The sequence below is a fragment of the Ruegeria sp. K11 genome, assembly GCF_056531905.1.
Genome location: NZ_JBQFMP010000003.1, coordinates 191,280 through 208,848 on the forward strand (window position 1 = coordinate 191,280; position 17,569 = coordinate 208,848).

General features: G+C 59.4%; 16 protein-coding genes. 4 read left to right on the top strand and 12 right to left on the bottom strand.

The features are described 5' to 3' along the window. Positions 1-2: 2 nt before the first annotated feature. Complete coding sequence (locus ACR0K4_RS05970) at positions 3-2,819, bottom strand: helicase-related protein (RefSeq protein ID WP_480853230.1); 2,817 nt, start codon at positions 2,817-2,819, stop codon at positions 3-5. 21 nt (positions 2,820-2,840) lie between these two features. Beyond that, positions 2,841-3,410, bottom strand: a complete 570-nt coding sequence (locus ACR0K4_RS05975; RefSeq protein WP_480516235.1) for a tetratricopeptide repeat protein — start codon at positions 3,408-3,410, stop codon at positions 2,841-2,843. A 70-nt stretch (positions 3,411-3,480) separates the two neighbouring features. Here ACR0K4_RS05975 and ACR0K4_RS05980 point away from each other — a divergent pair, with 70 nt between their 5' ends. From ACR0K4_RS05980 to ACR0K4_RS05990, 3 genes are all read left to right on the top strand, one after another. Beyond that, the gene (locus ACR0K4_RS05980) at positions 3,481-3,771 is read left to right on the top strand and encodes an SCP2 sterol-binding domain-containing protein (RefSeq protein ID WP_480516233.1); all 291 of its coding nucleotides are present in this window, start codon (positions 3,481-3,483) and stop codon (positions 3,769-3,771) included. Further along, positions 3,771-4,748, top strand: a complete 978-nt coding sequence (locus ACR0K4_RS05985) for an alpha/beta fold hydrolase (RefSeq protein WP_480853231.1) — start codon at positions 3,771-3,773, stop codon at positions 4,746-4,748. The genes ACR0K4_RS05980 and ACR0K4_RS05985 overlap by 1 nt, the downstream gene beginning before the upstream one ends. Positions 4,749-4,830: 82 nt before the next feature. Beyond that, positions 4,831-6,651 (top strand): M3 family oligoendopeptidase, encoded by a 1,821-nt coding sequence (locus tag ACR0K4_RS05990; RefSeq protein ID WP_480853232.1) that lies wholly within the window; start codon positions 4,831-4,833, stop codon positions 6,649-6,651. Between the two features lie 8 nt (positions 6,652-6,659). Here ACR0K4_RS05990 and ACR0K4_RS05995 read toward each other — a convergent pair whose 3' ends face one another. From ACR0K4_RS05995 to ACR0K4_RS06015, 5 genes are all read right to left on the bottom strand, one after another. Then, positions 6,660-7,553 (bottom strand): DMT family transporter, encoded by an 894-nt coding sequence (locus ACR0K4_RS05995; RefSeq protein ID WP_480516227.1) that lies wholly within the window; start codon positions 7,551-7,553, stop codon positions 6,660-6,662. Positions 7,554-7,565: 12 nt separating this feature from the next. Beyond that, the gene (locus ACR0K4_RS06000; protein ID WP_480516225.1) at positions 7,566-7,835 is read right to left on the bottom strand and encodes a DksA/TraR family C4-type zinc finger protein; all 270 of its coding nucleotides are present in this window, start codon (positions 7,833-7,835) and stop codon (positions 7,566-7,568) included. A 56-nt stretch (positions 7,836-7,891) separates the two neighbouring features. Further along, on the bottom strand, positions 7,892-8,866 hold the full coding sequence (locus ACR0K4_RS06005) for a Gfo/Idh/MocA family protein (protein ID WP_480853233.1): 975 nt from the start codon (positions 8,864-8,866) through the stop codon (positions 7,892-7,894). 164 nt (positions 8,867-9,030) lie between these two features. Then, the gene (gene rpoH, locus ACR0K4_RS06010; protein ID WP_480516221.1) at positions 9,031-9,927 is read right to left on the bottom strand and encodes an RNA polymerase sigma factor RpoH; all 897 of its coding nucleotides are present in this window, start codon (positions 9,925-9,927) and stop codon (positions 9,031-9,033) included. A gap of 147 nt (positions 9,928-10,074) precedes the next feature. After that, positions 10,075-11,109 carry an RluA family pseudouridine synthase gene (locus ACR0K4_RS06015; RefSeq protein WP_480853234.1) on the bottom strand — a complete coding sequence of 345 codons (1,035 nt, stop codon included), beginning with the start codon at positions 11,107-11,109 and terminating at the stop codon, positions 10,075-10,077. On the opposite strand from ACR0K4_RS06015, the gene ACR0K4_RS06020 reads away from it, so the two are divergent. Next, positions 11,108-11,416, top strand: coding sequence for a DUF6476 family protein (locus tag ACR0K4_RS06020; protein WP_480516217.1), 309 nt, complete (start codon positions 11,108-11,110; stop codon positions 11,414-11,416). The genes ACR0K4_RS06015 and ACR0K4_RS06020 overlap by 2 nt on opposite strands. Positions 11,417-11,445: 29 nt before the next feature. Here the strand turns inward: ACR0K4_RS06020 and ACR0K4_RS06025 are convergent, their stop codons facing one another. From ACR0K4_RS06025 to ACR0K4_RS06045, 5 genes are all read right to left on the bottom strand, one after another. Beyond that, positions 11,446-13,437, bottom strand: coding sequence for a tetratricopeptide repeat protein (locus ACR0K4_RS06025; protein WP_480853235.1), 1,992 nt, complete (start codon positions 13,435-13,437; stop codon positions 11,446-11,448). Positions 13,438-13,675: 238 nt separating this feature from the next. Further along, positions 13,676-14,806 (bottom strand): N-acetylglucosamine-6-phosphate deacetylase, encoded by a 1,131-nt coding sequence (gene nagA, locus ACR0K4_RS06030; protein ID WP_480853236.1) that lies wholly within the window; start codon positions 14,804-14,806, stop codon positions 13,676-13,678. Continuing rightward, a complete protein-coding gene (locus ACR0K4_RS06035; RefSeq protein WP_480853237.1) occupies positions 14,803-15,831 on the bottom strand; it encodes an SIS domain-containing protein in 1,029 nt (342 codons plus the stop codon). The genes nagA and ACR0K4_RS06035 overlap by 4 nt, the downstream gene beginning before the upstream one ends. 12 nt (positions 15,832-15,843) lie before the next feature. Beyond that, positions 15,844-16,599, bottom strand: a complete 756-nt coding sequence (locus ACR0K4_RS06040; protein ID WP_480516209.1) for a GntR family transcriptional regulator — start codon at positions 16,597-16,599, stop codon at positions 15,844-15,846. Beyond that, on the bottom strand, positions 16,586-17,473 hold the full coding sequence (locus ACR0K4_RS06045; RefSeq protein ID WP_480853238.1) for a glucosamine kinase nucleotide-binding domain-containing protein: 888 nt from the start codon (positions 17,471-17,473) through the stop codon (positions 16,586-16,588). The genes ACR0K4_RS06040 and ACR0K4_RS06045 overlap by 14 nt, the downstream gene beginning before the upstream one ends. Between the last annotated feature and the right edge of the window lie 96 nt (positions 17,474-17,569).

A 17,569-nucleotide genomic window follows, 5' to 3' on the forward strand; every position in this document is an offset into this window, starting at 1 on the left:
TTTTAGTTGCCGTCCTTCAGACCCATCAGCGCGGCGGCAAACGGGTTGTCGGGATCGATGGCCTTTTCCTTCTTCGGAGGCCGCGACGAGAAGGATTTGGCCCCCTGAGGCTTGCCACCCTTCTTACCCTGCGGCCTGCCCTGAGGTTTGCCGCGCGGCTTGCCCTTGCCCTGCCCTTGTTCGCGGCGCGGGCCGCGGTTCGGCTGGCGCTGTCGGCCCCATGTGAAGGTATAGAAGACCTCAACCTCGGGTTCGTCTGATGCAGGTTCCACCGGCTGTTCTGCCGCCGGGGCCTCGGCTTCCGCCTCGGTGCTGTTGGTGGCCTCGGCTGACGCCTCGGCGGGTGCACTCGCCTCCTCCGTCGCAACGGCTTCTGCCGGGTTTTCTTCGGGGACAGGTTGCTCAGGCGCTTCTGCGGCAGGCTGTTCGACCGGTGCGGCCTTGACCTTTTCACGCTCGCCACGCTCGGCCTTGTAGCCCAAGCCCTGCATCAGGTCGGCGAACTGTTCCAGCGTCATGCCGGTGATCGAGAGCATGTCGGCCTTGGCCTCGAACCCGCCCCGGCTGTCTTCGGCGCGCAGCATGTCGGCCAGACGTTCCAGCATGTCGATGCGGATCGAACGCTCACCGGCATCGCGGTAGCCACACATGGTGTCATAGCCCTGCGGCGCATCCTTGGCTACGGGCACGGTGACCAGACCCGGAGGCGGCGCTTCGGGGAATTCCTGCAGACCACCCGACAGCGCCCACAGAACCAGACGCAGACGCGTCGGCGCGGGTTTCAGCAGCAGAGGCATGAAGATGGTGAACTGACCAAAGCGGATGCCGTGCTTGCGCAGCGCGCCGCGGGCGTCCTGATCCAGATCCTTGACCTCTTGCGCAACCTGCGCGCGCGGTAGCACGCCCAGCGCCTCAACCATGCGGAAGGCGAAGCCCTTGGCGAGACCGGTCAGTTCCTCGTCGCGTGACAGGTTCAAAAGCGGCTCGAACAGAGCAGCCACTTTGCGGTCGATGAAATGCTGCAGGCGGCGCTGCACTTTCTGTTCGACGTCCGGGCCTGCGGCCTCGTCCACAAACACCTCGACAACCGGTTTCAAGGGCTCTGCCCCGGCAACCAGCTTGCCGACAGCGTATTCGCCCCACATCAGGCCGCCCTGATCGGTGAAATCAATTTCGGTATCGGGCGCGTTGTAGAAGCGGTCGGCACGCAGATGGAATTGCGGTGCGAGTGCTTGCAAAGACGCGGACTTCAAAGCTTTCGCCTCGGTTCCCTGCGCTGCTTTGTCCGGGCTAAACCGGAACCCTTCCAGACGACCGACGAATTCGCCTTCGACGGTCACTTCACCCTTGTCATTTACTTCGGCCAAAAGGGCCTCCTTCTGTTTGAGCCGGCGCAGCAACACGGATGTGCGCCGGTCCACAAATCGTTGGGTCAAACGGTCATGCAGAGCGTCCGACAGCCTGTCTTCTACAGTGCGCGTTTCCGCGCGCCAATGGGATTCGTCACGCACCCAGCCATTTCGCTGCGCAACATATGTCCAGGTGCGAATATATGCCAACCTTTTGGAGAGCGCATCAATATCTCCGTCCGTTCGGTCGATCCGGCGGATTTGCCGCGCCATGAAGTCGTCGGGAATGGACCCGCGTTCGTGCAGGTGGCCATAGATCACCTCAAGCAGGCTGGCATGTTCGGCATGGCTGATGCCGCGAAAATCGGGGATTCGGCAGACATCCCACAGCAACCGGACCGATTGCGGGTCACTGGCGCGGGCGATCACTTCGGTCACTTGCGACAGCGACTTCAGCGCATTCAGGTCATCGGCGGGCCGCGCCTTGACCAGATGTTCGTCGTTCGGGCTGATTTCCAACGAGTCGATCAGCGCCTCGATCGAGCCAAACCGCAAAGCGGCATTCCGCCAGTTCAGCTTTTTCATAGGCGTAAAGCGGCTGTCCATGATCGCCTGAGCCACGCCCTCGTCCAGCGGAGGGGCCTCGCCAGTCACACCAAATGTGCCATCGGACATACCACGCCCGGCGCGCCCCGCGATCTGAGCCAGCTCATTCGGGGCCAAAGCGCGCATCCGCCGCCCGTCGAACTTGGTCAGCGATGAAAACGCCACATGGTCCACATCAAGATTCAGGCCCATGCCGATGGCATCGGTGGCGACCAGATAGTCGACTTCGCCATTTTGGTACAAATCGACCTGTGCGTTCCGGGTACGCGGGCTGAGCGCACCCATGACCACCGCCGCCCCGCCCTTTTGGCGACGTAGAAGTTCGGCAATGGCATAAACGTTATCGACCGAGAAACCGACGATCGCACTGCGCGCGGGCATCCGGCTGATCTTCCTGGAGCCCGAATAGACAAGCTGCGACATACGCTCACGCCGGACGAACTGCGCCTCTGGCACCAGCGCCGCAATAGTACCGCGCATGGTGTCGGACCCCAGAAACAGAGTCTCGTGCGTGCCACGGGACCGCAGCAGACGATCGGTGAACACATGGCCCCGTTCCGGATCGGCGCAAAGCTGGATTTCGTCTATGGCCACGAAATCCGCGCCCATCCCTTCGGGCATCGCCTCGACCGTACAGACCCAGTACTGCGTGCGCGGCGGTACGATGCGCTCTTCGCCCGTCACCAGCGCCACGACCGACGGCCCGCGAATGGCGACGATCTTGTCATAGACCTCACGCGCCAGCAGTCGCAACGGCAGACCGATGACACCCGTCCGGTAGCCCAGCATACGTTCAATCGCGTAATGAGTTTTACCTGTGTTGGTCGGGCCAAGTACGGCCACGATTCGGGATGACCCGCTCACCTTTGCCCCCTGCCCCGGTTGTTAGAGGGACGATCCCTGGACCCGAGGCTTCAATCGATTCACGGCCTTGGTTACTTCTTCGTGATGAGGATGTATAGCCAGTGCCCGCTCATATGCATCCATGGCTTGTTGCGGCTTATCCAGAACCTCGAAGATCAGGCCCAGACCATAGATCGCTTCGTAATTGTTGGGGTTCAGCGTCAGCGCATGTTCCAGGTCCGCAGCCGCCATTCCATACCGGTCGATGCCAAAAAAGGCCGAGGCCCGTACGAACCAGCCTTCGGCAAAGTCCGGGGCGTGGTCCGTCAGCGCCGTCAGATGATCGATGGCCGCTGCCACATCACCATCGTCCAAAGCCTCACGCGCGCGTTCCAGCAGCAAGTCCGCCGAGGCCGATCCGGACTGCGACCACAACGCCTTGAGCTGACGGTCCAACCCGGCGGCCTGTTCGGGCGAGGCCTGCGCCAGCTTACCCAGCAGTTCGGATTCGTCACGGGAATCGGCCTGCTGCGCCAAAGAATTGGTGGAATACGTGACTAGCAACACTGTTGCCGCAACGATACCTTTGAGTTTGGTGCTTGCAATGCTCATAACATTGGTCACTGTAGCGCAGCGCCTCAGGATGTCCATTCTCGGCGCACAATTCAAAGTGAGGAAAAGTATGAGCGATACTCTGGAAAAGGCCGCAGCCGCACTGAATGAAAAACTGGCGGATGGCGGCTTCAGCGCGTCGGCAAAATTTGACATCGCAGACCTCGGCTCGATCGTACTGGATGCCAGTGGCGCGCGCGTCAGCGACGAAGATGCCGAAGTGACCATGAGCGCAGATGCCGAGACGTTCGAACAGATCCTTAGCGGCGAATTGAACCCCACGGGCGCGTTCATGTCGGGCAAGCTGACCGTGGATGGCGACATGGGTGTTGCGATGCAACTGGCATCGGCGTTAGCCTGATGACAGCAACGCCGGCCCCCTTTTTCGAAGACGTGGCCGGCCGTCCTGCCGGTGGCACCGCGCATTGGGTGACCACTGCCGACGGGAAACGCATTCGTGTCGGTCATTGGCTGCCCGAGGGTGCGGCAGTCGGCACCGTTATGCTGTTCCCGGGCCGCACCGAATATATCGAGAAATACGGCGATACCGCCCGTGAATTCGTGGATCGCGGCTTTGCTACGCTCGCGATTGACTGGCGCGGACAGGGGCTGGCTGACCGCCTGCTGGATGACCCTCGCGTCGGACATGTGGACGTGTTTACCGACTATCAGCATGACGTTGCCGCCACGCTGGAGTTGGCGGTCGAACTGAATCTTCCAAAACCGTGGTACGTGATCGGGCATTCCATGGGCGGCGCAATCGGCCTGCGAACCGTTCTTGAGAACGACCAATTCACCGCCTGCGCCTTTACCGGCCCGATGTGGGGGATCTTTTTCACTCCGCTGATGAAGCCGCTCAGCCGGTTGACGGCCTATTGGGGACCCAAGATAGGTCTGGGCGAGAAAACGCCGCCCACGACGTCGCTGGAAAGCTATGTGTCCTCGCAGCCATTCGACGGCAACGTTCTGACCCGCGATCCTGCGATGTACCAGATGATGAAAGACCAGCTGACGGCTCATCCCGAGCTTGCTCTGGGCGCGCCATCCACCATCTGGCTGCGCGAGGCACTGGATGAATGTGCATGGCTGATGGATCAGAACGCCCCGGAAATACCCGCACTGACTTTTCTGGGCAGCCACGAACAGATCGTCGATCGCAAGGCGATCCGCGCACGCATGGCAGACTGGCCCAGCGGCACTCTGGTCGAGATTCCGGACGGCGAACACGAAGTTCTGATGGAAGGCCCCGATGTGCGCGGGCCGGTGTTCGAACAATTGGCAACGCACTTTACCAGCGCCGGAGCAAACGCCTCGTCCTCAATGATCCTGTCCAAGTAAGTCACTCTGTGATCAAAGGCCGCTTGTGATCCCCGCCCCTCGGGCCTAGATGTTTGCCAAAGCAGATTTATCGAGGTGATCCATGCGCGACCTTCCCTTTCCAGTCCGTGACGCAAACGCAGTTGGAGGGGCCGACAACCTTGGCAACCTGCCGGAATGGAATCTCAGCGATCTATATACCTCGGAAGACGCGCCCGAACTGGCGCGCGATCTGGACTGGTTGGAAGGTGAATGTGCATCTTTTGCAGCGGATTATGAGGGCAAGCTGGCGGATCTGGATGCCGCAGGTCTTTTGCGCTGCGTTCATCGCAACGAGAAAATCAACGGCATCGCCGGGCGCATAATGTCTTTTGCCGGTCTGCGTTATTATCAGCTGACCACCGATGCAGATCGCGCCAAATTCCTGTCGGACATGCAGGAAAAGATCACGATCTTTACCACGCCTCTGGTGTTTTTCACGCTCGAGATCAACCGGATCGATGATGATGTGCTGAAGTCACATTTCTCGGCCAATGCCGATCTGGCACGCTATGAGCCTGTGTTCCGCCGTATTCGGGCGATGAAGCCCTATCAACTGTCGGATGAGCTTGAGAAATTCATGCATGATCTGGGCGTTGTCGGAGATGCCTGGGAACGCCTGTTCGACGAAACCATTGCTGGCCTGACCTTTACCGTCGATGGGGAAGAGCTGAACATCGAAGGCACGCTGAACCTGCTGACGGAACAGGACCGCGCCAAGCGCGAAGCTGCCGCACGTGAGCTGGCAAACGTGTTTCAGGCGAACCTCAAAACCTTTGCCCGCGTTCACAACACGCAGGCAAAGGAAAAGGAAATCGTTGATCGCTGGCGCAACATGCCGACCGCGCAGACCGGCCGCCACCTGTCTAATGACGTCGAACCCGAAGTGGTCGAGGCCCTGCGCGAGGCGGTCGTTGCCGCCTACCCCAAGCTGAGCCATCGCTACTATGAGTTGAAGCGCAAATGGTTGGGACTGGACGTGATGCAGGTCTGGGACCGCAACGCACCGCTGCCGATGGAAGACACCCGCATCGTCGGTTGGGACGAGGCCGAGAAAACCGTTATGGATGCCTATAACGCCTTTGATCCACGTATGGGTGAGATCGCGTCTCCCTTCTTCTCGAAGGGTTGGATCGATGCAGCAGTCAAACCCGGCAAGGCCCCCGGAGCGTTTGCGCATCCGACCGTCACGGACGTACACCCCTATGTGATGCTCAATTATCTGGGCAAACCGCGCGATGTGATGACGCTGGCGCACGAATTGGGCCACGGCGTGCATCAGGTGCTGGCCGCCGATCAGGGCGAGATGTTGTCGTCTACGCCTCTGACACTGGCCGAAACCGCCAGCGTATTTGGCGAAATGCTGACTTTCCGCAAAATGCTGGATCAGGCCGAAACCCCGGAACAGCGCAAGGTGCTGCTGGCAGGCAAGGTTGAGGATATGATCAACACGGTGGTCCGCCAGATCGCGTTTTATGATTTCGAATGCAAACTCCACGCCGCGCGCCGCGAGGGTGAGCTGACCCCGGATGACATTAACGCCCTTTGGATGAGCGTTCAGGCCGAAAGCCTTGGACCCGCATTCGAGTTCATGGAGGGCTATGAGACCTTCTGGGCCTACATCCCGCATTTCGTCCACTCGCCCTTCTACGTCTACGCCTATGCCTTCGGCGATGGTCTCGTGAATGCGCTCTATTCGGTTTACGAAAGCGGCGCGGACGGATTCGAAGACAAGTATTTCGAGATGCTGCGCGCCGGAGGTTCCAAGCATCACAAGGAACTGCTGGCCCCCTTTGGATTGGACGCCAGTGACCCCGCCTTTTGGAATAAAGGCCTGTCGATGATCTCGGGCTTTATCGATGAATTGGAAGCGATGGAGGGCTGATCCAGCCCCTATTCGTCGGTCTTCTTCAACGTGGTCAGGAAGATGGCTGCAACGATCAGTACTGCGCCAAAAACGGCAAGCGGCGTGATGGTCGCGCCCAGAAACAGAGCCGCGTTGAGGAAGGTGAACACAACCGAAGCCGCAAACATCAGGGTCGCCGTCAGGGTCGAAACCCGCGCGGCGGCCTCGTACCACAGGTAATAGGCCAGCGCGGTCGGCAAGACGCCCAGCAGGATCAGGAAAACAAGATCGTTAGCGGTGGGCATCTGCAGGGAGAAGGCTGCCAACGGCACCAACATCACGCCTGAGCACAGGAAGATGCCGAACAGGAAATTCAGCCGTTCGGCGGTGGTTTGCGACGCCTGCATCGCGCGACTGCTTGAGATCAGAAACACCGCCCAGCTCAGCCCTGCTCCGATCTCCATCAGGTCGCCCAGCAAAGGTTCTCCGCCGCCTTGAAAGTCGCGATAAACAGTCAGAAACACACCAAGGATCGCCAAGATCGTCGCCAGCACATCCCTGCGCGCAACGGTGGTATCCGCAAAGAAATACAGAAAAAGAAGTACGAAGAAAGGGGCGGTGTTCTCCAACACCATGGCGTTGGCTGCACCTGTATGCTCCAACCCTATGTGAAACAGGATGTAATTTATCACGGTCGACAAAACCGCCAGCCGAAAGTTCCAGTCTCCAAACCGGATCGAAACCTGGGCTTTCATCAACCGCAACATGCAATAGATCGCAAGCGCCGCAATGAACAGACGCGACACTGCGATCTGCAACCCGCCCAAATCGCTTGTTAGATAGCGCACGATGACGCTGTGCGTGCCCCACAGAAACGCCGCGAGAAAACCCAGAACCAGACCGCTCTGAAACCAAGACGATCTTTGCGATGTGTCTTGCACCGGCGCCTCGCGCTATTTGAGCTGACTGTCTTTAGACCCGCGCCGGTTGATCCCACCACGTGCCTTGAAGCTGCTGTCGCGGTCCTGCTGGCAATCCAGACACAGCTTGACCCCCGGCAGCGCGATGCGGCGTTTTTCGGGGATGGGTTCTTCGCATTCAGCACAATGGGTCAGGCTTTCACCCACAGGACGCTTTTGCGCCTGCATCCGTGCCAGTTCATCCGAAATCGACGCTTCGATCTGTTCACTCACCGCGCCGTCGCGCGCCCAGCCGCCCGCCATTGCATCCTCCTGATCTGGTCAAACCAGATTAATCAAGCTGCCCTGCCCGTGACAAGTTACAAGGGCGCAGCACCCTCGAACACGCGGTCAATCACCTCTTGGGTGCCACGTGCGAATTCAAGCGGACAGGGATACTCGGCCCCTTCGCGCACGGTACGTCCAAAGGCTTCGACCTGCAGCTTGTACTGATCGTCGCCAGGAAAGCGAGTGACCTGGAGTTCCAGACCCGGGCGGTGCAGCTCAACCCGTGCCTCACCAAAGAGGCGCGCGTTGAACGGTGCCGTCAGGCGGATAACACCGCCTTCGCCGTGAAACTCCATTTCCTGATGCGGGTGCATTCGGGTCGAGACGTATGCCGAATAGGTGAAATCGGGAAACCGCGCCCGAATCTCGGTGAAGACATCCACGTCATTCTCCCACCGGATTGCGCTGGTGACCGAAGCGGGCTCCTGCCCCGATGCGAACCGGGCGCTGCCGATCACATACACTCCGATATCGCGCAGTCCGCCGCCGCCGGTTTCCGGACGGTTGCGGATGTTGCCTGTATCCGCACGGTTGTCATAACTGAACACGCCGGTCACATGCACCAGTTTGCCGATCGCCCCGTCGGTAATCAGTTTGCGTGCCAGTTGCCATTGCGGGTGATGGACAATCATATAGGCCTCAGCTGCCAGCAGGCCGGTCTGATCCCGTTTCGCGATCAGCTGATCGAACTCTTCCGCCTTCATTGTCATCGGTTTTTCGCACAGCACATGCTTGCCCGCGTCCAACGCCTTCAGGCTCCATTCCACATGAAGATGGTTGGGCAGCGGGATATAGACCGCGTCGATTGCCGGGTCCGCCAACAACGCGTCATAGCTGCCATAAACATTCAAATCCGGGCAAAACTGCTGAAACGGTTCGGCCTTGACCGGGTCGGATGTGGCCAGCCCGGCCAAACGCGCGCCATGAGCCGCGTGAATAGCAGGCGCCATCTGTTCGCGCGCGAATTTCGAGGCCCCAAGAATACCCCATTGAACCGGTTTTTGCATGATCGTCCCTCTGTCGTGCGCGCGTCGCGCGTCGTTAGCGCTATCGAATTTCAGGTCTTTTACCAACAGCGGGCCCGTCTGTCATGCCTGTCACGCTCACCTATACGCGAGGAAACCGGCCTGACGGAAATCAGACCGGCTTGATGCTTGAGAAAACGGGTCAATCAGGCCGAGCCCAGCATCCCCTTTTCACGCGCCAGTTCGCGCATTTTCTTTTGCAGTTTTTCAAAGGCGCGCACTTCAATCTGACGAATCCGCTCGCGGCTGACATTGTACTGCGTGCTCAGGTCTTCCAGCGTGACGACCTGATCCATCAGACGGCGTTGGGTCAGAATGTCTTTTTCACGATCATTCAGAACATCCAACGCGGCAGCCAGCAACTCGCGACGGGCATCCAGTTCGTCCCGCGCCTCATAATCGCCGGCCTGGTCGGCATCTTCATCCTCAAGCCAATCCTGCCACTGCATGGTGCCTTCGCCCTCGGACCCGACGGTCGCGTTCAGCGAGGCATCGCCGCCGGACATGCGGCGGTTCATGCTAATGACTTCCTCTTCAGTGACGCCAAGATCATTGGCGATCCTGGCGACGTTATCGGGATGCAGATCGCCCTCTTCCAACGCGCCAATGCGCGCCTTGGCCTTGCGCAGGTTGAAAAACAGCTTTTTCTGCGCCGATGTCGTACCCAGTTTCACCAGCGACCAAGACCGCAGGATGTATTCCTGGATCGAGGCGCGAATCCACCACATCGCGTAGGTCGCAAGGCGGAAACCCTTTTCCGGATCGAACCGTTTGACCGCCTGCATCAGGCCCACATTGGCCTCCGAAATCACCTCGGCCTGCGGCAAGCCATAGCCGCGATAACCCATGGCGATCTTGGCTGCGAGACGCAGGTGCGATGTGACCATCTTGTGCGCGGCCTCGGTATCCTGTTCTTCGACCCAGCGTTTGGCCAGCATGTACTCTTCTTCCGGCTCCAGCAGAGGAAACTTGCGAATCTCCTGCATATAGCGGTTCAGTCCACCTTCGGGTGTCGGCGCGGGAAGATTTTTGTAATTTGCCATTTAAGTCTGCCCCTTGGACAAATGTTTAATCCCTTAACATGCGATATGGGTACATCACCCAGCACTTTCAAGTGGTACCGTTAACAGTTTGGAATTAACTGAATGTAAAGAAAAGCTGAAAATGACCTTTTGACAAGGCATTGCGAATTACGCCTCGGGCTGGCGCAAACCCGCCAACAGGGTCTCCATATCCTCAGGTAACGGGGCTTCAAAGCGATGGCTTTCGCCAGTTACGGGGTGCTTGAACCCCAAAACAGCAGCGTGCAGCGCCTGACGTGGGAAAAGACGCACCGCCTCGACCGCATCGGCACTGAAGGCGCGCGCGGCGAGCTTGCGCTTTCCGCCATAGACCGGATCACCGACAAGGCCATGACCCGCATGGGCCAAGTGCACACGTATCTGATGCGTGCGCCCGGTTTCCAGCCAGCATTCGATCAACGAGAGTGACTTTGGCGCCCCAAAACTCTCGACGATGCGCGCCCGGGTGACCGCGTGTCGTCCGCCATGAAAGACGACAGCCTGTTTCTGCCGGTCAGTCTTGTGTCGCGCTAGTTGGGTTGTCAGCCGCATGATGTTACCGGGCTCGAAACTGACCCCTTTGACGCCCCGAAGGCGCGGATCGTTGGCGTCCGGCACCCCGTAGCATATGGCGCGGTAATAACGCTCAACGCTGTGTGCTTCGAACTGCGCCGCCAGCCCGTGATGGGCGGCATCGGATTTCGCCACCACCAGAAGACCGCTGGTTTCCTTGTCGATCCGATGCACGATGCCGGGCCGTTTGACCCCGCCTACGCCTGAAAGGTCATCACCACAATGATGCAGCAGCGCATTGACCAATGTTCCGCTGGGAGAGCCCGGAGCCGGATGGACCACCATGCCTGCCGGTTTGTTGACCACAATCAAATCGTCGTCTTCGAAAACCACATCCAGAGGAATGTCCTCGGGTCCGATATGGCTATCCTCGGCCTCTGCAATCCGAACGCCGACCTGCGCACCTTCCGAAACCCTGGCCTTGGGGTCATACACAGCGACGCCATCGATTGACACGGCGCCCTCTTCGATCAGCCGGCCAAGGCGTGTGCGGGACAGGTTTTCTTGCTCTGGCACATCCCGCGCAAGCGCCTTATCAAGGCGGGGTGGCGGCGCGGCCGCGATGACGAACTCTATCAGGCGGGTGCCCATGACTGACCCTTCCGAACCTCAGGAACCGCAGGAAACGCCACAACTCAGGCTGTTGCGGCGCATGGTCATGCTGTTGACCGCGGTGATGATTGGCGGGGTTCTAGTGACATTCGCCCTGATTGTCATCCGTCTAACCGACAGAACACCCAAACTGCCCGATCAGATCGAATTACCGGACGGTGCGAGGGCGCAGGCGTTGACCATCGGAAACAACTGGTACGCCGTTGTCACCGATGACAACCGCATCCTGATTTTTGACAAAACAACCGGCAAGCTGCGGCAAGAGATTGCTGTTCCGGATAGCTGACAGCCACACCGCCAGCCACAGGTTCGCAGCTACGAAATCCGTTTCAACTGGTTATGGAACCTCTTGAATGGTGGATACAGGTCGCGAGCACGCTCCAGGTATTTGCGTGCTTTTTGCTTTTCCCCGCGCCGCAAGGAAACCTGCCCGGCTGCGCCCTGTATCGCGACGGTGACCTCATCCAGATCAGCCGCTTTTTGGATCAGTTTCTCTGCCTGTCCTACCTTGCCAAGCCGCTCCATCAAACGTCCCTTGGCAAAGATCAGGAACGGGCTTTCGGGATCACAGCTCAGCGCCGCGTCCATGGCCGTCCGCGCGGAATCCACATCCCCTTCAACTTCCAGAATATCGGATAACCGCTTGTGAAAAATGGCGTCTTCCGGGATATCTCTTGTGACTGATCGCGCGATATCAATCGCGTCCGCGCCGGAAATCTCACCCAGGCGATAGGCCAACTGAGACTGAACACTCACAAGGCGCGGGTCATCCGCAGGCACGACTGTGACATTCTCCAGCGCCTTTTGCAGAGCTTGCAATCGGGTGTGATTGTCAAACAACCGCCGGGCTTTCTGGTCGAGCGCCAGATCGGACCAATCCAACAGAACGAGGTCAAAGTTGCAGGGCTGCCGGGCAATCACCTTGTGCTGCACCAAATAGAGGTTGTTGAACGGCGGAAAGCGACGTTGGCGTATCTGCTTCTGCATCGCCCAATCGACCGGCGGCAACATCCGAAAAGCCAGTTGATCGCGGTACAGCATCCGCGACCCCAGAACAACAACATCAGGTCGTAACGGCTTGGCCCAAAACGCTTTCACGAAATGACGCGTCGCAGCCCAACGTTTCTTTTGGGCACCCAGAATGGCCCCGCGCAAGGCACTGAGGACGGCATAATCCTCGGGCCACAGATGCGCAGTTTCCAACCCATCCGCAGCCAGTTGATCGCTGTCTTTCCACTTTCCAAGGTAGAAACTGTTCAACGCCTGCAGCAACGGCAAAAAGGCATTGTCGGCCCCGGCGTCCAGAATGGGTTGCGCCAGATCATACGCTTCCTGACAGCGATCCTGCGCCACCAGATACTGGGCCGCCTTGGAATACACATGCGCCGCCTCGGACGGGTTCAGAAAAGCACCGGGTCCCTGAGCGACGCGATCAATCACCCTGTCATTGACCTGTTGAATCTCGGTCTCGGTCAGAACATCCCGGAACACTTTGCGTTGCTGGCCGGAAATCCGCGCTGCTGCCATGGAAAAGGCCGAGATAAAGGGGGCAATCACCTGCTCGGCCCGCGACATGGCATAAAGTTCCAGAAAGTCGCGCTTGGCCCGGGTCAAACCCGAAAGGTCTGCAATATCTGACATTTGCATCAAGTTTGGAAAGCGGCCCTGGAACCGGCTCAGCAACTCTGGCTGGTCGGAAAACATGATGGCGGTCGACCCTTTGGTCTTTTCCAGATGCGCCTCATAGAACTCTTCGGGTTCGATCTTGGCAGGCCAGGTCGAGTGCTTCCAAGGCAGTCCGTTCAGAATATCTCCACGCCGGATGTGATAGGCCGAGACCCCTTTGTCCGACAGCTGTTCGTCGATCCGGTTCATAATGGGCCGGATATCGTCGGCGAAACCGATCGAGTGGATAAAACCCCGGTAACGCGGACGGATCGCTTCGATGTCCTCCCAGGGGAACGCCAATACCTCGAACCCCTCTTCGACCAGCACTGAACGCCCCGATGCGAGATGCACGTTCAGTCGTTCAGACGTCGGATCGTTCTGGAAGCTCCAGACCGGCAGCGCATCACGCATCTTGGCGTCGACATCCTGCGCATTCAGAAAATGCGAGGTCATCCAGTCATGGGTGAACAGCTCTTGCGGGTGATCCAGTTCCGGCGCGTCAGCCCCTTGCGGAAACCAGTTGATCCGGTAATCGGTCTGGTAATCCTGAGCCAGACGGATGCAGGTCAGCATCATGAGCAGGCGCGCACCCATCCGGTCCTTGCGCTGACCAATGAAAACCCCGCGGTTGCTGCTCATACGGGGAACCCGGCAGTACGCGCAGGCGCGCCCTTGGGCCAGGCTCTCCCAAGGTGCTCAGCCACCTTGGCCGTCCACCCTTTGATCCGCGCATGTTCCCCCATGGATATCATTGCTAAACTATGCACTTGGCACCTGCTTCCGATAAGTCATGCGCCAAGTGATACACAACGTGGTTGCAGCCCGCGAGATTGGAAATGGCCCCGTGCGCAGAGTGATGCAAACTTTCCCCGGTTTGCTACCCCCCCGGAACCGGCGTTGCGTGCGACAGATCATCAGATATCCGAATGGCCGTGTTCAGGGACAGCCTGCCAGCCGATGCGCCGATAAGGTCCGCCGGGACACGGGTCGCGGCGGCCAAAGCCTGCTCCAGCGGGATACCGACCTGCTGGTTCAGAACACGCACGGCAGTGGTCAGGTCCAGATCAGCCCCGGCAAGAGTGCCGTCCTCTAGCGTTAATCTACCGTTTTCGCGGCGGATCAGGCGGCCCTCAAGGCGGAAATCCTGGTGCGAGGTCCCGGCAACAGCCATGGCATCGCTGACCAGAAAGATCTGCCCCGGTCCACGTTTCGCCGCAAAGGCCATCTGCATGGTTCGAGGATGAACATGCACCGTGTCCGCGATCAGTCCGGCCGACATGGTTTCACAATTCAGGGCCGCGCCTACAAGACCGGGTTCTCGGCTGCCAAGCTGGCTCATGGCGTTGAACAGATGTGTGGCGCAGCGCGCGCCAGCCTGTGCGTATGCCAGACAGGTGTCAAATGACGCGTCGGAATGGCCCAGCGAAACCAGAATACCGGCGCCGCTCAGCGCTTTGACCTGATCTATACTGACGTTCTCGGGGGCCAACGTCACGAGCAAGGCAGGCAAGTCGTGGCGCGCGGCGATCAGCTGGTCAAGATCGTCATCCGTCATTGGCCGGATCAACGCGCTGTCATGCGCGCCTTTGCGCCGCACCGACAAATGCGGCCCCTCAAGATGCAAGCCAGCAATCCCGGGTATCTGCTGCTGCACAGCCTGAACGGTCGCAGCAATGGCCGCCCGCGTCTTTGGCGGCGTATCGGTGATCAGCGTCGGTAAAATCGCTGTCGAGCCCAGCTGGTGATGCGCCGCCGCGATGCGCCCCAGTGTCTCCACCGACGGGTCATCATTGAACATGATCCCACCGCCACCATTGACCTGAAGATCCACATAACCGGGGCTGAGGATGTCGCCTGTCAAATCGATCACCGCTTCATCCCGGGTCAGCTCAGTTCGGGGAATGATCCCGACCAGCGCGCCATCCGCGAACCGGGCCGCATGATCGTCCCAAATCGTCTGGCCGTCAAAAATGCGACCGCCTGAGAACGTGATGGTCTGGCCGCTCATACGGTTTCCGTCACTTTTCTCAGATGACGGGGCGTGTCCGGGTTGATGCCGCGACGCTTGGCCACCGCTTCGACCATCCCGTAAAACGAGGCAATCGAGGCCACCGGGTCAGTCATCCAGTGTGATGTGCGCACATGCGGCAGCGCAACGGCCTGTTTTACCCGATCCGAAGTCGCAAAGACCTGTGCACCCTTGGCGACCAGCGCATCCGCAACCTCGGCTATATTGGACTCGGTCGCGTCACCGGACGCAAACGCCAGAACCGGGAATCCTTGATCCACGATTGAGACCGGTCCGTGCAAAACTTCGGCTGAGGAGTAACTTTCAGCGTGAATTTGGCAGGTTTCCTTGAACTTCAACGCGGCCTCATTCGAGACCGCCCAGGACATGCCGCGCCCCAGCGTGAACAGCGACTGCCCGTTGACGGCTTCGACAACTTGGCCCCAATCGCAGGCGATGGCTCTGCCCAAAACCTCCGGCAAGCTGCGGATCGACGTCAAAAGCGTGTCGTCACCTTTTATCTCGGCCAACAGCCAAAGACCCGCCACCAGAGACGTCACGAAAGTCTTGGTCGCGGCCACGCTCAATTCCGGGCCCGCATGGATGGGCAGGGTCGCAGACGCAACCCCGGCCAGTGCCGAGGCCGGGTTGTTGGTGATCGCCACCGAATACGCCCCGCCTGCAGTCAGTGAGCTTGTCAGTTGGACTATGTCGGGGCTTTGACCGGACTGGGAAATGGCAATGCAGGCCGCACCCGCGCAGCGCATGTCTACGCCGTATATGGACTTGACCGACGGGCCGACCGACGCCATGGGCAGGCCCAACAGCAGTTCGGCGGCATATTTCAGATAGCTGCACGCATGATCCGAAGACCCGCGCGCCACGGAAATCAGAAAATGCGGATCGTGGTCCCGGATCGCATTGGCGGCCATGGAAATCGCTCCGGCATCATCGGCCAGCAAGCGTTCAACTGCGGCAGGTATCTCATTGATTTCCAGCCTCATTTGGGTAGTGTCGGAGAGCATTTTCCGTGCCTTTCAGTTTGACAGGCGAAGCTCTGCCACAAAATCGTAAGCATCGCCGTGATAGATGGACCGGGTCAGTTCCGCGACGCGGCCGCTTTCCAGATACGAGGTACGCTGAATGCGCAACCCGGCCGTTCCTTCGGCAACATCCAGTAACCTTGCTTCAGGCGCTTCGAGGTTGATGGCCGAGATTTTCTGGATGGCCCGAACCGGGCGAAACCCCGACTGATCTAGAAACGCATAAAGAGAGCCGGTGACCTCAGTCGGGTTGGGCAGGATATCCAGCGGCAGCGACGCGCGCTCCAAAGCCATGGGCCGCCCGCCTGCCTCGCGCAGGCGGTGAATGCGTGCCACCTGATCGTTGGCCGACAGGCCCAGCGCCATCATCTCATCCGGCGAAGGCAGAAAGATTCCGCGCTCCAACCAGGTCGATGTCGTCTTCATTCCGCGCCGCTCCATGTCCTCGGTGAAGGATGTCAGATGCGACAGAGATTGTTCGACGCGCGCAACCGGCTCGCGCACGAAAGAGCCCGAGCCCTGTCGTTGTTCGACCGCGCCCTTGCGCACCAGCTCTTGAATGGCTTTGCGGACCGTGACCCGCGACAGATCGGTCAACTCGGCGATTTCGCGTTCCGGAGGAAGCGAGCTGTTGGGCGGCAGGATGCCTGCGGCGATCCCTTCCTCGAGCCGTTGGCGCAGCTGCACATAGCGCGGCCCCGCCGTATGCCCCAACCAGCCGTCCGGGCGCAGGAAATCAGCAATGCTCATCTTCGATCTCCTCGTGAAACGCATGTGCAAGCGCGATGGCTCCGGATAACGGATCGCCTTTGGGGCGGATCAGGGCAGTCCGCATGTCTTGCGGCAGATACTCGGCGTAATACGGGCCGATACCGCCCGTCAGACAGATCGGCAGACCCCTGGCCCACCCCATTTTCACCATCCGGTCCGCCAGATAGGTCGCACCGTCACCCAGAATGCTCAGCGCCAAAGGATCGCCCTGCCCGGCGGCATGGGTGACCATCGGTGCCAACGCCCCGAATTCGGTCGGCGACATACACCCGGCCGCCTGCACGATCCCCGCGGCCCCACCCAAGCGCGCCAACAGCTGATCAGCCAGCGTTGAGCGTTCCGTCACATCATCAACGCAATCCAAAGTCAGTGACAGAGCCTTGCGCCCAACCCATTGCGCTGATGCCTGATCGCCCAGCACCGGGCCCCATCCGCCCGCGAACCGGGTGTCGCCGTCCAACTGCCCAGCCAGAAACGATCCAGTTCCGCAATGTGCAATGAACCCGTCTTGCGGGCCCAATGCCCCACGCAGCGCGGCCGCGCGATCATCTGCGATTCGAACATGCCGGAACGGTAGAGCCGCCATTAATCGCCCAGCTATCTGTTCACCCGTTATGCCTGCCAATCCCAGATATGCAGAGACGCGCGCCAACTCGGCGTCCGTCAAATCACATGCATCGGCCAACTGCTTCAAACCGCGCTGAATTTCGGCGAGCGCAGCTTGAAAATCTGTCGACACATTGGCCGCCCCGACCTCGACCCGGCGTGTATCGACGCCATCAGACAGCGCGATTCTGCACCGCGTTCCACCGCCATCAATAGCCAAAACATAGGTGTCAGCAACTCGAGTCATACGGATACCTTTATAATACCTTTTAGCTATTTTGAAGACCAAACAGCATCCAGGGTTTGGATTTTGATAGAATTTCAAGCTAAGCTGTGGCGATAA

What these genes read in the sequence shown, in the direction of transcription:
- ACR0K4_RS06005 (WP_480853233.1), bottom strand. Translation starts at nt 8,866, where the DNA reads ATGCAAAAACCGGTTCAATGGGGTATTCTTGGGGCCTCGAAATTCGCG.
- ACR0K4_RS06025 (WP_480853235.1), bottom strand. Translation starts at nt 13,437, where the DNA reads ATGAGCAGCAACCGCGGGGTTTTCATTGGTCAGCGCAAGGACCGGATG.
- ACR0K4_RS05990 (WP_480853232.1), top strand. Translation starts at nt 4,831, where the DNA reads ATGCGCGACCTTCCCTTTCCAGTCCGTGACGCAAACGCAGTTGGAGGG.
- rpoH (WP_480516221.1), bottom strand. Translation starts at nt 9,927, where the DNA reads ATGGCAAATTACAAAAATCTTCCCGCGCCGACACCCGAAGGTGGACTG.
- ACR0K4_RS06040 (WP_480516209.1), bottom strand. Translation starts at nt 16,599, where the DNA reads ATGAGCATTGCTGATTTCCTGCGCCCGGACGGCTGGTTGGGGCATACG.
- ACR0K4_RS06015 (WP_480853234.1), bottom strand. Translation starts at nt 11,109, where the DNA reads ATGGGCACCCGCCTGATAGAGTTCGTCATCGCGGCCGCGCCGCCACCC.
- ACR0K4_RS06000 (WP_480516225.1), bottom strand. Translation starts at nt 7,835, where the DNA reads ATGGCGGGCGGCTGGGCGCGCGACGGCGCGGTGAGTGAACAGATCGAA.
- ACR0K4_RS05980 (WP_480516233.1), top strand. Translation starts at nt 3,481, where the DNA reads ATGAGCGATACTCTGGAAAAGGCCGCAGCCGCACTGAATGAAAAACTG.
- ACR0K4_RS06045 (WP_480853238.1), bottom strand. Translation starts at nt 17,473, where the DNA reads ATGACTCGAGTTGCTGACACCTATGTTTTGGCTATTGATGGCGGTGGA.
- nagA (WP_480853236.1), bottom strand. Translation starts at nt 14,806, where the DNA reads ATGAGCGGCCAGACCATCACGTTCTCAGGCGGTCGCATTTTTGACGGC.
- ACR0K4_RS06035 (WP_480853237.1), bottom strand. Translation starts at nt 15,831, where the DNA reads ATGCTCTCCGACACTACCCAAATGAGGCTGGAAATCAATGAGATACCT.
- ACR0K4_RS05985 (WP_480853231.1), top strand. Translation starts at nt 3,771, where the DNA reads ATGACAGCAACGCCGGCCCCCTTTTTCGAAGACGTGGCCGGCCGTCCT.
- ACR0K4_RS06020 (WP_480516217.1), top strand. Translation starts at nt 11,108, where the DNA reads ATGACTGACCCTTCCGAACCTCAGGAACCGCAGGAAACGCCACAACTC.
- ACR0K4_RS05975 (WP_480516235.1), bottom strand. Translation starts at nt 3,410, where the DNA reads ATGAGCATTGCAAGCACCAAACTCAAAGGTATCGTTGCGGCAACAGTG.